The 12,226-nt window shown below is 69.6% G+C and carries 14 protein-coding genes; 5 read left to right on the forward strand and 9 right to left on the reverse strand.

Translation table 11 applies throughout. The annotated features are described in order from the left end of the window. Positions 1–12: 12 nt before the first annotated feature. Both AB4030_RS17295 and AB4030_RS17300 read right to left on the reverse strand, forming a co-directional pair. On the reverse strand, positions 13–606 hold the full coding sequence (locus AB4030_RS17295) for a hypothetical protein (RefSeq protein ID WP_442280445.1): 594 nt from the start codon (positions 604–606) through the stop codon (positions 13–15). A 42-nt stretch (positions 607–648) separates the two neighbouring features. Then, positions 649–1,563 carry a hypothetical protein gene (locus AB4030_RS17300; RefSeq protein ID WP_442280446.1) on the reverse strand — a complete coding sequence of 305 codons (915 nt, stop codon included), beginning with the start codon at positions 1,561–1,563 and terminating at the stop codon, positions 649–651. A gap of 155 nt (positions 1,564–1,718) precedes the next feature. On the opposite strand from AB4030_RS17300, the gene AB4030_RS17305 reads away from it, so the two are divergent. Further along, the gene (locus AB4030_RS17305; protein WP_442280447.1) at positions 1,719–2,240 is read left to right on the forward strand and encodes a YbhB/YbcL family Raf kinase inhibitor-like protein; all 522 of its coding nucleotides are present in this window, start codon (positions 1,719–1,721) and stop codon (positions 2,238–2,240) included. A gap of 53 nt (positions 2,241–2,293) precedes the next feature. Here AB4030_RS17305 and AB4030_RS17310 read toward each other — a convergent pair whose 3' ends face one another. After that, on the reverse strand, positions 2,294–2,890 hold the full coding sequence (locus AB4030_RS17310; protein ID WP_442280448.1) for a mycothiol transferase: 597 nt from the start codon (positions 2,888–2,890) through the stop codon (positions 2,294–2,296). A gap of 132 nt (positions 2,891–3,022) precedes the next feature. Continuing rightward, on the reverse strand, positions 3,023–3,811 hold the full coding sequence (locus AB4030_RS17315; protein WP_442280449.1) for a sigma-70 family RNA polymerase sigma factor: 789 nt from the start codon (positions 3,809–3,811) through the stop codon (positions 3,023–3,025). Between the two features lie 198 nt (positions 3,812–4,009). On the opposite strand from AB4030_RS17315, the gene AB4030_RS17320 reads away from it, so the two are divergent. The 4 genes from AB4030_RS17320 to AB4030_RS17335 all read left to right on the forward strand — a co-directional run bounded on the left by AB4030_RS17320 (position 4,010) and on the right by AB4030_RS17335 (position 6,860). After that, entirely contained in the window at positions 4,010–4,621 is a 612-nt protein-coding gene (locus tag AB4030_RS17320) for a hypothetical protein (protein WP_442280450.1), read from the forward strand. 265 nt (positions 4,622–4,886) lie between these two features. Beyond that, entirely contained in the window at positions 4,887–5,102 is a 216-nt protein-coding gene (locus AB4030_RS17325; RefSeq protein ID WP_442280451.1) for a hypothetical protein, read from the forward strand. A 125-nt stretch (positions 5,103–5,227) separates the two neighbouring features. Beyond that, positions 5,228–5,848 carry a DUF47 domain-containing protein gene (locus tag AB4030_RS17330; RefSeq protein WP_442280452.1) on the forward strand — a complete coding sequence of 207 codons (621 nt, stop codon included), beginning with the start codon at positions 5,228–5,230 and terminating at the stop codon, positions 5,846–5,848. A 7-nt stretch (positions 5,849–5,855) separates the two neighbouring features. Continuing rightward, positions 5,856–6,860 carry an anion permease gene (locus tag AB4030_RS17335; RefSeq protein WP_442280453.1) on the forward strand — a complete coding sequence of 335 codons (1,005 nt, stop codon included), beginning with the start codon at positions 5,856–5,858 and terminating at the stop codon, positions 6,858–6,860. Positions 6,861–6,977: 117 nt separating this feature from the next. On the opposite strand, the gene pstB is transcribed toward AB4030_RS17335, so the two are convergent. The 5 genes from pstB to AB4030_RS17360 all read right to left on the reverse strand — a co-directional run bounded on the left by pstB (position 6,978) and on the right by AB4030_RS17360 (position 12,175). Further along, complete coding sequence (pstB, locus tag AB4030_RS17340) at positions 6,978–7,754, reverse strand: phosphate ABC transporter ATP-binding protein PstB (RefSeq protein ID WP_442280454.1); 777 nt, start codon at positions 7,752–7,754, stop codon at positions 6,978–6,980. Between the two features lie 18 nt (positions 7,755–7,772). Then, the gene (gene pstA, locus AB4030_RS17345; protein WP_442280455.1) at positions 7,773–8,735 is read right to left on the reverse strand and encodes a phosphate ABC transporter permease PstA; all 963 of its coding nucleotides are present in this window, start codon (positions 8,733–8,735) and stop codon (positions 7,773–7,775) included. Then, positions 8,732–9,739 (reverse strand): phosphate ABC transporter permease subunit PstC, encoded by a 1,008-nt coding sequence (pstC, locus tag AB4030_RS17350; RefSeq protein ID WP_442280456.1) that lies wholly within the window; start codon positions 9,737–9,739, stop codon positions 8,732–8,734. Before pstC ends, pstA begins: the two co-directional genes overlap by 4 nt. A 115-nt stretch (positions 9,740–9,854) precedes the next feature. Further along, the gene (gene pstS / locus AB4030_RS17355) at positions 9,855–10,976 is read right to left on the reverse strand and encodes a phosphate ABC transporter substrate-binding protein PstS (RefSeq protein ID WP_442280457.1); all 1,122 of its coding nucleotides are present in this window, start codon (positions 10,974–10,976) and stop codon (positions 9,855–9,857) included. Between the two features lie 248 nt (positions 10,977–11,224). After that, positions 11,225–12,175: an NUDIX hydrolase gene (locus tag AB4030_RS17360; RefSeq protein WP_442280458.1), complete on the reverse strand. Its 951-nt coding sequence runs from the start codon at positions 12,173–12,175 to the stop codon at positions 11,225–11,227. Positions 12,176–12,226: the final 51 nt, after the last annotated feature.

Below are 12,226 nucleotides of genomic sequence, written 5' to 3' on the forward strand. Positions count from 1 at the left end.
GGCGGCAGTCGGTCAGGTCCGACGCCCGACGACCCAGTCCTCGAGCGTCCCGTCGACGCGGTCGCGCATGACGAGGGCCCAGACGAGGACCGACGCGGCGAAATCGCCCATCGGGGCCGCCGCGGCCACTCCGTCACGCACCGCGGCGAAGCTCGGACCGTCGGTGGGTCGGCGGAAGCGCAGCCGGGGGGAGTCGAGCACCACCGCGCGCGCAGCGACGGGGAGGTTCTCGACGGTCGCCGGTCGTGCTGCGGCGACTGACTGGCGCCGGCGGGTCGCGCGCCAACGGAGGAGACCGCCAGTGGTCACGCCGACTGCGGCAGCCGCCAGCACGACCGCCGTGCCCAGGGCGAGCTCGGACCCGGAGACCGGCCAGAGCCTTGTCACCGCAGCCGCCCCCACGGCCAGAGCGAGCGCCGTGGCGAAGGGCCACCCGAGTCGCCACCACGTTGCCTCACGCTTCAGCCGTTCCTGCTCGTAGAACCGGGCCGTCCACTCCCGGACGGCGAAGACCGGGAAGTCGGAGCCGACCTCCACCCGAGGCCCGGACCTCGGCAGCCCCCGCAGCACCGGGTGGGTGCGGCGCGCTGGTCGTTCCTCGCGCATCGAGTGGCCCCTGTCTGGTTTGTCACGTTCTGCGGCCCCAGACTAGCGACGTTCCCCGGACTGGGAGGGGTCGGAGCCGCTCGCGGGCCCCAAGGCGGACCGCAGGCTGCCCCGAGCGGAGTCGACCACGGCTCGCCGCGCCCTGAACTGGTCAGGTCCGCCGTCGGCGGGCGCCGCGAGGTCGGCTCCCACCGCCTCCACCAGGGCGCGCAGCAGCTCGCGGACATCCGTGGCGCGGCTGGCACGAGCTGGGTCCGGTGCAGTCGACGTCAGGGTGTGGAAGGTCGCGTCGGTCTCGAGCAGTCGAGGTTGCGCGGCCGCCCAGATCGACTGGGCCTCAGTGGTGCTCGTCCGGGACAGCACCTGTGGGGTGAGCGAGTCCTCGACCCACGACGCCTCCTGCTCCGCAGTGGTGAGCTGCTCGTCCCAGGCGCGGACCTCGGCCTGCGCACGGCGACGCTGGAGCAGGAACCACGCCAAGGCGCCGAGCACGAAGATCGCGAGCAGCACCCACGGCCACCAGGTCGTGCCGCCGGTGGACGCTGCGGTCGGAGCGGCCTCGGGCGTCGGCGTCGGGGTCTCGGGCGTGGACGGGGTGGCTGTGGCTGTGGCGGTCGCGGTCTGGGTCACGGTCGCCGTCGCCGTCCGGGTCTCAGTCCGGGTCTCAGTCCGGGTCTCCGTCTGCGTCTGGGTCTGCGTCTGGTTCTGCGTCTGGGTCGCCGTCTGGGTCTGGGTCGCTGTCTGCGTCACGGTCTCCGCAGACCGTGTGGGACCGGCGACCGTCGGGAGCGCGAGCGTCGGCGCGGTGCGGGACGGCGCCGTCACCGACGGCAAGGCCGCGCTCGACAGCGTGACGCTGGGCTGTGGCGTCGGCAGCGAGACGGACCCGCTCCCGGAGCAGGCCGCCAGGACTGCAAGCACGAGGAGGGTGGTGACCAAGGCAGCCGCACGTCTCATGCACGATTCTCCGCGCCGAACATCCTTCTAGGGCGTCACCCGCCGAGGATGAAGTGGGTGGAGGAGACGGCAGCAACGGGCAGCGCTGCGAGCCGGAACGGCATACGCAATCGATGGGTATGGTGCAAGCACCAACGGCTTCGCAGGAGGACCGCATGAGCCTCGACCGACCGGTCGCCCCCAACCCCTACGACCTGCTGCCGCAGGTGGCGTCGTTTCGCGTGACCAGCGCCGACGTCACCGACGGGGCCCCGCTCAAGGACGACCAGGTGGCCGACGGGGGCAACACCTCGCCGCAGCTGTCGTGGAGTGGCGCCCCTGAGGGCACTCAGAGCTACGTCGTCACGTGCTTCGACCCCGACGCGCCGACACCGTCGGGCTTCTGGCACTGGGTGCTCGTCGACCTGCCTGCCGATGTCACGTCACTCGACACTGGAGCCGCCGCAGACGCCTTGCCCGGCAAGGCTTTCCACGTGCGCAACGACGGAGGCCAGCAGGGGTTCATGGGGGCTGCGCCGCCGAAGGGCGACATGCCGCATCGCTACTTCTTCGTCGTCCACGCCGTGTCCGAGCCGAGCCTCGGCGTCGACGACTCCGCGTCGCCTGCCGTGGTGTCCTTCAACCTGGCGTTCAAGACGTTGGCTCGCGCCGTCATGCACGGCACCTACCAGTACTGAGGCCGTCCACAGCAGGACGTATGCCGGGTCGTAACCAGGCGGCCCGGCCGGGGTCACGCGAAGGTGAAGTGGCCGGAGGTCGGGGCCCATCCGTCGGGAGGGTCCTCGCCGACGCGACCGTCGAGGGCTTCGCGCAGCAGGTCGGCGTGGCCTGTGTGACGGGCGTACTCCTCGACGAAGTCGGAGACGAGCCGCCGCAGGTTTGCGTGCCGACCGTCGGGCATCGAGGCGTGGACGGCCTGGTCGAGACCGTGGTCGACGAGAGCCGCGGCCAGCCGTTCGCGTGATCGCTGGACGGCGCCGTCGTAGAGGTCGTACAGCTCCTCGGGTGAGTCCTGCTCGGCCGACGCGAACTCCCAGTCGTTGCTGCCGTCCCATCCCGTCCCGTCCCACGGTGGCCCGATGGGTTCGCCGCGCATCTGCTGCGTGAACGTGTAGTCCTCGCAGGACGCAAGATGTTTGGGGAGGCCTCCGAGTGTCAGGCTGGAGGCGCCGACGCGCGCTCGCAGGCCTTCGGCGTCGAGGCCGTCTGCCTTCCAGCGGAAGATGGCTCGCATCCGTTCGAGGGACCCCACGAGCTGCTCGACGTCGCTGCCGGCGATCGGCGGCTCCCACGGGGTCGGGTTGGTCGTCGTCTGCGGTGTGCTCATGGGGCCACGCTAGAAGGGGTTGCGGACGTTCCACGACCGGTTCTCGGTGCGGAGCGTGAGCCCGCAGAGCCCGCACCGCCGTCGTCTGCGGTGCGGGCTCGTGGTCACCCGAGGGTGAGGGGTGGCAGATCCTCAGGCGCTCAACAGCTCCGCGGACTCGAGGTGTTCACGCAGCTCGGCGAGCACGCGCCGCAGCAGCCGGCTGACCTGCATGGCGCTCAGGCCCATCGTCTGCGCGATCTCCGCCTGGGTCATGTCGTGGGCGAAGCGCAGCTCGAGGACCTGCTGGTCGCGAGTGGGGAGTCGCTGGAGGACCGTCCGCACGAGGATGCCGTCGTCGAGCCCGGGGTCCGTCTGGTGCTCGGCGCGTGCGTCGACGAGGTCGAGCACCGGTCGGCCGCCCTCCGTGGTCACCGCGTCCAGGGACGCCGGGCGGAGGTTGGTCGAGGCCACCTGCGCCTCCCTGACCTGCTCCAGGGTGAGGTCGAGGGCTGCGGCGAGGTCTGCCTGGGTCGGCTCGTGGCCGAGTGTCTGCTCGAGGTGCGTGCGGGCGTCCGTGACCTGCTGGCGGCGCTCCTGCAAGCCGCGCGGGGGCCGGACGAGCCAGCCATGGTCACGGAAGTGACGGCGCAGCTCGCCCGTGATGGTGGGCGTGGCGTAGGCACCGAACTCCGTCGGCTGCTCGAGGTCGAAGCGACGGATCGCCTTGAGCAGGGCGAGAAAGGCGACCTGCTCGAGGTCGTCCCTGTCGAGCCCCTTGCCGGCGTAGCGGTGGGCGAGGGAGCGGGCGAGCGGCATGTGCAGCCTGGTCACCGTCTCCAGGGCCGTCGACCTCTCGGTCTCGGAGGTCGAGGTGCGGTGCGTGGTGATGAGCTCGCGGGTCAGAGCGTCCTTGCGGGGTCCGCGGAAGGGGTCGGTCATGGCGTCTCCATCAGAGGGTCGTGACGGCGCTTGCTTGACCGACGTCCTGAACCTTAGACAAAGTCTCAACATTGCACAAGCCCTCGACAATTGGGCGCGCGCGTCCTCACCGACTCCAACTGGCCAGCGAGACCGGCCGGTCGCGCGTCGCGACGCCAGCATCCCCCGGCCTCCCTGCGTCGGAGCTAGCCTGCTGGGATGAGCGAGAGCGACCATCGCGCCCCGAGGCGGCCGGCCTTCTTCAGTGAGGCGGCGCTCGAGGCGCATGGTCCCGCCTACGACCCCACCGAGCAGATCCACGTCGCCCACGAGACCGCGCTCGCGCTTGTCCATGCCGGGCGCGCCTCCTCGGACCCGGCGGTGACCCGGAAGCTCGTGGCGCTCGTCGACGACATTGGACTCTCGACGCTGGCCGAGCTGTGGTCGCAGCGCCCGGCCCGGTCGCTTCCCGGGGCACTGTGGCGCCTCTACGTGCTGCGTGAATGGGTCCAGCGCGCCCCCGCAGACGCAAGCCGGGAGTATGCAGCCGGCATCCGTTTCACCGGTCCCAACCACGTCGTGGCCGGGGCTGCCGAGCCTCCGGGGCCGCAGGAGATGGGGCGGGTCATCGACGAGGTGCTGCGTGGTGTCTTCGAGGGTGACCTGGCCGTGGCCCTCGAGCGCGCGTCGGCCTTCTGCCGTGTCGTGTCGGCGGGGCGCGCCGACATCTCGTCGGGTGACGAGGCTGCCGAGCAGGCCGCCAGCGTTCTCGGCATGGCCGAGGACCTCACCGTCTGCGCGCGGTTGTGGCGTGCGGACGCGCTCGAGTGAACCCATCCCCGTGCCGGGCTGACGGCGGGTGCCAAATCCGGCGTCGCGGGATCTTTGGTGATCCGTTCGGACGCCTTTATCCTTGAGGGCGCGTCGGGTCGCGGTAGCCCCGGGTCCCAAATCAAGCCGCTACGAGCGGCCCTGTGCCGAGAGGCGCTCCCGGCCCGACGCAACCTCGGCACGACGGCATACGACACGTACAGCGCGCTCACATCGTTCGGGGCTTCGCCGCACGGATGACCATCTGGACGCCTAGATTGGACTCATGATGCCCGGCGATGAGCGGTCAGGTGACCTGCTCGATGTCGCCCTCGCCGACGAGATCGAGCTGGTGAGCGACCTCGTCGTTGCCGCCTCGTCGAGCCCCCGTCACTTCACACCGGATGAGGTGGACGCGCTGCTCGGCATCTCGGGTGAGCCGGCCTCCACGGCCCGTTCCTTCCACGGTGCGAGTAGGGCCCGGCCTGACTCGGGGGAGTAGCAGCGGGCGAGCTCCCTCGTCGTCACGAGTGGGGTGAACGCCGGATTGATGCTCGGTTGCGTGGGAGTGACCGCGACGCCGTAGCATCGTCCCCGGACCAGCCCTCGATCGACCGGAGCAGCCCCGTGGGTTTTCGCCTCACACCCCAGGACACCAGTTTTTTCGTTCTCTTCACCTCCTCGGCCGAACTCCTTGTCGAGGCGACCCGCGAGCTGACCCGCTTCCTCGAGGTCGAGCCCTCGCAGCGGCAGTCGGTGGCCGACCGGCTCAAGGACCTCGAGCACGCTGCGGACGACGCGACGCACGAGCTCCTCAACAAGGTCAACAGCTCGTTCATCACCCCGTTCGACCGCGAGGACATCCACCACCTGGCTGCCTCCCTCGACGACTGCATGGACTACATCGAGGAGACCGCCGACCTCATCGTGCTCTACCGGATGGGTGAGATCCCCGAGGGCCTCGCCGAGCAGTTCGAGATCCTCGCCCGGATGGCCGAGGTGACCGCCGAGGCCATGCCGCGCCTGCGCTCGATGAAGGACCTCAAGAGCTACTGGATCGAGATCAACCGTCTTGAGAACCAGGCCGACTCGCTCCACCGCAAGATGGTGGCGGCCCTCTTCAACAACGCGCCCGACCCGGTCGACCTGATCAAGGTCAAGGCCATCGTCGACGGCTTCGAGAACGCCGCCGACGCGTTCGAGAAGGTTGCCCACGTCGTCGAGGGCATCGCGGTCAAGGAGTCCTGAGCCGCTGATGGACACGACCATCCCCGTGCTCGGGGTCGTTGCGGTCATCGCACTGGCCATGGGCTTCAACTACACCAACGGTTTCCACGACGCAGCCAACGCGATCGCAACCTCGGTCTCGACGCGGGCCCTGACGCCCCGGGTCGCGCTCGCCATGGCTGCGGTCGCCAACCTCTTCGGTGCCTTCTTCGGCACGAAGGTGGCCCAGACCATCGGGTCCGGCATCATCGAGCAGCCCCAGGGCGTCAACGGCCTGTGGCTCGTCGCCGCAGCCCTCGTCGGCGCCACCGGCTGGAACCTGCTCACGTGGTGGTTCGGCCTGCCGTCGTCCTCCTCCCATGCGCTGATCGGCGGTCTGGCTGGCGCTGCCCTGGTTGCCGGCGTGGCGGTGCAGTGGAGCGTCATCTGGGAGAAGGTCGTCATCCCGATGATCGTCTCTCCGGTCATCGGGCTGGTCGGGGGCTATCTCGTCATGACCGCGATCTTCTGGCTCTTCCGCCGCGCCAACCCGGGCCGCGTCACGCGTGGCTTCCGGCTGGCCCAGACCGCATCTGCTGCGTCGATGGCCTTCGGCCACGGCCTGCAGGATGCAGGCAAGACCGCCGGCGTCGTCCTGCTCGCCCTCAACATCTCGGGCCTTCACGACAGCAACACCGTCCCGATCTGGGTCCTGCTGCTCTCGGCAGTCGTCATCTCCCTCGGCACGTATGCCGGTGGGTGGCGGATCATGCGCACGCTCGGGCGCCGGATCATCCACCTCACGCCGCCGCAGGGCTTCGCAGCCGAGACGACGGCCGCGTCCATCCTCTACGTGGCCGGCCTGGTCTTCGGTGCACCGATCTCGACGACGCACACCATCACGGCATCCATCATGGGAGTCGGTGCGACCAAGCGTCTCTCGGCGGTTCGCTGGGGTGTCGCCGGCAACATCGTCGGAGCCTGGATCCTCACCTTCCCCGGCGCGGGCATCGTCGCCATCGTCGCCTGGTACGCCACGTCGATCTTCCGCTGACCCTCGAGGCAACCCCCCCACCAATCGAAAGAGCAGTCCGTCCGGTTCCGCGTGAGGATGCCTCACGCGAGACAGGGACGGACTGCTCTTTCGATTGCTTCTTCGGGGCGGGCCCGGTCAGCCGAAACGGCCGGAGATGTAGTCCTCGGTGGCCCGCTCGGAGGGGTTGTTGAAGATGCGCGTCGTGTCGCCGATCTCCACGAGACGTCCCGGCTCGCCGGTCGCCTTGAGGTTGAAGAAGGCGGTGCGGTCCGAGACCCGCGCTGCCTGCTGCATGTTGTGCGTGACGATGACGATCGTGAACTCGCTCTTGAGCTCGTTGACGAGGTCCTCGATGGCCAGCGTCGAGATCGGGTCGAGGGCCGAGCACGGCTCGTCCATGAGGAGCACCTGCGGCTGCACGGCGATGGCGCGTGCGATGCACAGGCGCTGCTGCTGACCGCCGGAGAGACCCGCACCCGGCTTGTTCAGGCGGTCCTTGACCTCGTTCCAGAGGTTTGCGCCGTGCAACGACTGCTCGACGATGCCGTCGAGCGTCTTCTTGTTCTTCACGCCGTTGAGGCGCAGGCCCGCTGCGACGTTGTCGTAGATCGACATGGTCGGGAACGGGTTGGGCCGCTGGAAGACCATGCCGACGGTGCGGCGCACGGTGACGGGGTCCATCGAGCTGTCGTAGAGGTCCTGGTCGTCGAGCATGACCTTGCCCTCGACGCGTCCGCCGGGGATCACCTCGTGCATGCGGTTGAGGGTGCGCAGGAAGGTCGACTTGCCGCAGCCGGAAGGGCCGATGAAGGCCGTGACGGAACGGGGCTCGACGGTCATCGAGACACCCTCGACGGCCTTGAAGGAGCCGTAGTAGACGTTGAGGTCGGTGACGTCGATTCGCTTTGCCATCGTGAAGTTCGCTTTCTCTTACTTCTTGATCGAGCCGAAGTGCGCGATGACTCGGCCGATGAGGTTGAGCAGCAGGACGAGGAGGATCAGGGTGAGGGCAGCGCCCCACATGCGCTCGGCGGCGGTGGCCAGGGCGTAGTCGCCGCGGTCCTGGTTGATCATCATGGGCAGTGTCGGGAAGTTGCCGTTGAAGAGGTCGCGCTGGAAGTTCTTCGTGTAGGGCGCGAGGATCAGCAGCGGCGCCGTCTCACCCATGACTCGGGCGACGCCGAGCAGCACCCCGGTGATGATGCCGGAGAAGGCGGTGCGCAGCACGATCTTGACGACCGTGACCCACTTGGCCACACCGAGGGCGTATGCCGCCTCGCGCAGCTCGTTCGGCACGAGCTTGAGCATCTCCTCGGTCGAGCGCACGATGACCGGGATCATGAGCAGCACGAGCGCGAGCGACGCGGCGAAGCCGGACCGGCTGATGCCGAAGGTCGTCACCCAGACCGCGTAGATGAACAGGGCCGCGACGATCGACGGGATGCCGGAGAGGATGTCGACGGTGAAGCTGATGACCCGCGCGAGGGCGCCGCGACCGTACTCGACGAGGTAGACCGCGGTCAGGATGCCGATGGGCACCGCGATGAGGGCGGTGACGCCGACCATCTGGAGCGTGCCCTCGATGGCGTGCCGGGCACCGCCACCGGCGTCGTCGGAGTTGATGTTGCGCTGGTTGCCCGTCCACCACGTCGACGAGGCGAGCATGTGGGCGCCCTTGGCGATCACGGTCCAGAGGATCCACACGAGGGGGACGACGGCGATGACGAAGGCGCCCCACATGACGATCCGGGCGACGACGTCCTTGACCGCGCGGGCCCGGTGGGGGTGGCGCATCTGGGCCAGTGCATCCCGCCCGGGGCGGCCGCCCGGGGGCGAGGCTGCGTCGTCGACGGTGGCGTCGTCGGGGACGCGGCGGTCCGTGGCGGTGCTCATTCGGTGAAGGCCTTCCTGCGCTCGATGACGACGCGGGCGATGCTGTTGACGATGAACGTCAGCACGAAGAGCACGAGCCCGGCCGCGATGTAGGCCCCGGTCTTGTTCGGGTTGCTGAACTCGGCTGCGTTGTTCGCGATCTTCGAGGCGAACGTCTCGCCGCCGTTGAAGAGCGACCACGTCCAGCTGGTGCCGTCGGCGAGCGCGGAGACGAGGAAGGTCACAGCGATCGTCTCGCCGAGCGCGCGGCCGAGGGCCAGCATCGCGGCGGAGATGACGCCGGGGCGGCCGAAGGGCAGCACTGCCGTGCGGATCATCTCCCACTGCGTGGCACCGAGGGCGAGGGCGCCCTCCTTGTGGGCCGTCGGGGTCTGGGCGAAGACCTCGCGCGAGAGAGCCGTGACGATGGGCAGGACCATGATCGACAGCACGATGCCGATGAAGAAGATCGTGCCGCCGGAGATGCCCGTGGGGGCGAAGAGCGGGAACCAGCCGAGCGCACCCTCGATCCCGTCCTGCACCGGCTTCCACACCGGGAAGAAGACGACGAGGCCCCAGAGGCCGTAGACGATCGAGGGCACCGCGGCGAGGAGGTCGACGAGCGTGGCGGCCGGCCCGCGCAACCAGGTCGGGGCGTACTGCGTCAGGAACAGCGCCACGCCGACGCCGACGGGCACTGCGAGGAGCATCGCGACCGTCGAGGCGGCGACGGTCGTCCAGAGGAACTCGAGGATGCCGAAGGCGGGCTGATCGCCTCCGGGGGACCAGACCCGGCTCGTGAAGAAGTTCACCGAGTTGTCCATCAGGGCCGGGACGGCCTGGACCACGAGGAAGGCCCCGATGAGGGTGACGATGCCGATGACGATGACCCCGGACACCGTCGCCGCGCCCCCGAAGATGCGGTCGCCGAGGCGACCCGTGGAGGCCCGGTCGCCCTGCAGCGGCCTTTGCCCGTCCGGCCCGGGAGTCTGGTCCGCGGCTGACACGCCCGTCACTGTGGACACGTGGAGGCCCCTTCCTTCGGTTGCGTGGTACTGGCGCAGGGGCGGCCGCCGAGAGTGGCGCCCGCCCCTGCGTTGTCGACCTGGCCTGATCGCTCCGACCGGGTCATGGGGAGCTTCAGGAGATCGCGTCGACCGCGGTCTGGACCTTGGTGGCGACCTCGGCCGGCAGCGGAGCGTAGCCCTTGGACTCGAGGCCCTTCTGGACCTGGTCCGAGGCGAAGGTCTTGAGGAAGCTCTTGACCTTCTTGCCCGTCGCGGCGTCGGCGTACTTCGAGCACACGACCTCGTACGTCACGAGGACGATCGGGTAGGCCCCGGCCTCCTTGGTGGCGTAGTCGATCTTGAGCGCGAGGTCGTTGCCCATGCCGGTCTGCTTGGCCGTGGCGATGGTCTTGCCGGCCGACTCGGCGGTCAGTGCGACGGGGCCGGAGCCGGTGTCAATCTGAGCCATGGGCAGCTGGTTCTGCTGGGCGTAGGAGAGCTCGACGTAGGTGATGCCGCCGTCCTGACCCTTCGTGGCGGTGGCGACACCGGCCGACTTCTCCTTGCCCTCGCCCTTGCCGGTCCACTTCTTGCCGGTCTCGTAGGACCAGGCGTCGGGCGCCGCGGCCTTGAGGTACTTCGTGAAGTTCTCCGTCGTGCCCGACTCGTCGGAGCGGAAGAAGACCTTGATCGGCGTGGCGGGAAGCGTGACGCCCTTGTTGAGGGCGGCGATGGCGGGGTCGTTCCAGGTGGTGATCTTGCCGTCGAAGATCTTGGCCGCGACCTCGGCGTTGAGCACGAGCTTGTCGACGCCCTTGACGTTGTAGGCGATCGCGATGGGACCCGTGACCATGGGCAGGTTCCAAGCCTCGGAGCCGCAGGCTGCCTTGGCGTCCTCGGCCTCGACCTTGCCGTCCTTGGGCGTGGTCTTGAGCGACGAGTCGGAGCCGGCGAAGTCGACCTGCTTGGCGATGAACTGCTTGATGCCGGCGCCCGAGCCCGTGGGCTGGTAGTCGATGTTGGCGTCGGCGCACTTCGACTGGTACGCCTTGATCGCCTCGTCGATGGCGTTCTTCTGGGCCGAGGAGCCCTCGGCCTTGAGGTCACCGCTGAAGCAGTCGCCGCTGGCCGTCGAGCCGGCGGCGGTGGAGCCCGCGCCGGGAGTGGCGCCGTTGTTCTCGGACGCGCAGGCCGACAGCGCCAGAGCGCCGGACAGGGCGATGGCGCCGAAAGCGCTGATACGCGAAACAGACACGAGTGTGATCCCTCTCGATGGGGTGTTCTTGGGTTTGTGGGACGGGTCCGGGCAGCGCTGCACGGACGTGGATCCACCGCGAACATAGGCGCGCAGGATGACCGTTCATCCAACTGCGGTTAACGCCGGGTGAACGGAGGACGACGTCTTGGGGCGAGGCGCATCCTCGAGGTGCGCGATGCCGCCCGCAGGCCCACGATGAAGGGTTTCGGACGACACCCCGGAAGGTGCTCAGGACCGTCCGGACGTCAGGTGTCGATGCGCTCGACGTCGACGACGCGCGCGTCCTCGCCCCGCCCGACGAGGTGGCAGACGAGCACCTCGCCCTTGGCCATCGACTCGTCCGCGGCTGCGCGCAGGTGCTCGGCCACGATCCCGCCGCGCTCGGGGGAGTGCGCGACGCGGGTGTGCAGGACCCGGAGGAGGGTCGGGAGCACCGGGCCGTGGCTGCACACGGCGGCGGGGTCGCCGCGCTCGAGCAGGCGCCGCACCTGGGCGACGGCCCCCTCCTGGCTCTCGGCGAAGCCCTCCTCCGAGAGCGCGTCGCGGGTGCGCAGGCGCAGTCCGCGCGCGGCGGCATACGGCTCGACGGTGGCCACGCAGCGGGTCGACGACGAGGAGACGAGGCGCTTCACGCCGTAGGCGCCGAGCACCGCCGAGACGGTGGTCGACTGGGCCCGGCCGAAGGCATCCAGCGGTCGCCGCCGGTCGTCGCCGCTCCACTTGCCGCGCGGGATCGCCTTGGCGTGGCGGACGAACGCGATGGGCCACGTGCGCAGCTCGTCGCTGCGGTCGGCCCGGACGAGCGCGAGCAGCTGCTCACGGTCCCGGGCGTAGTCGAGGCGGTCGTGTGCCGTGCGGACGTCCACCCAGGCGACCTCGTCGATCTCGTGCTCGAGCGTCCCGGTGCCGCCGGTCACGCGGGCCGACCAGTAGTGCACCTGCTTGGTGGCCGGACCTCCGGTCGCGTCGAGCACGGGATACTCCGCCGACGGGAGCGGCACCCCGAGGCGCACGACGAGCCCGGTCTCCTCGAGGGTCTCGCGCGCCGCGGCCACGCAGGCGTGCTCGCCGGGGTCGAGCTTGCCCTTGGCCCACGACCAGTCGTCGTACTTCGGCCGGTGCACGAGGGCGACCTCCAGGCGTCCGTCGCGACGGCGCCAGGGCAGCGTGCCGGCGGCTGGGATCACTGAGGCCACGCGTGCCAGTCTGCCCGATGCGGGCCTTCCCGGCGCAGTGACCGTCGCAAC

Source organism: Terrabacter sp. 2YAF2 (assembly GCF_052114705.1).
Taxonomy (GTDB): Bacteria; Actinomycetota; Actinomycetes; order Actinomycetales; family Dermatophilaceae; genus Terrabacter.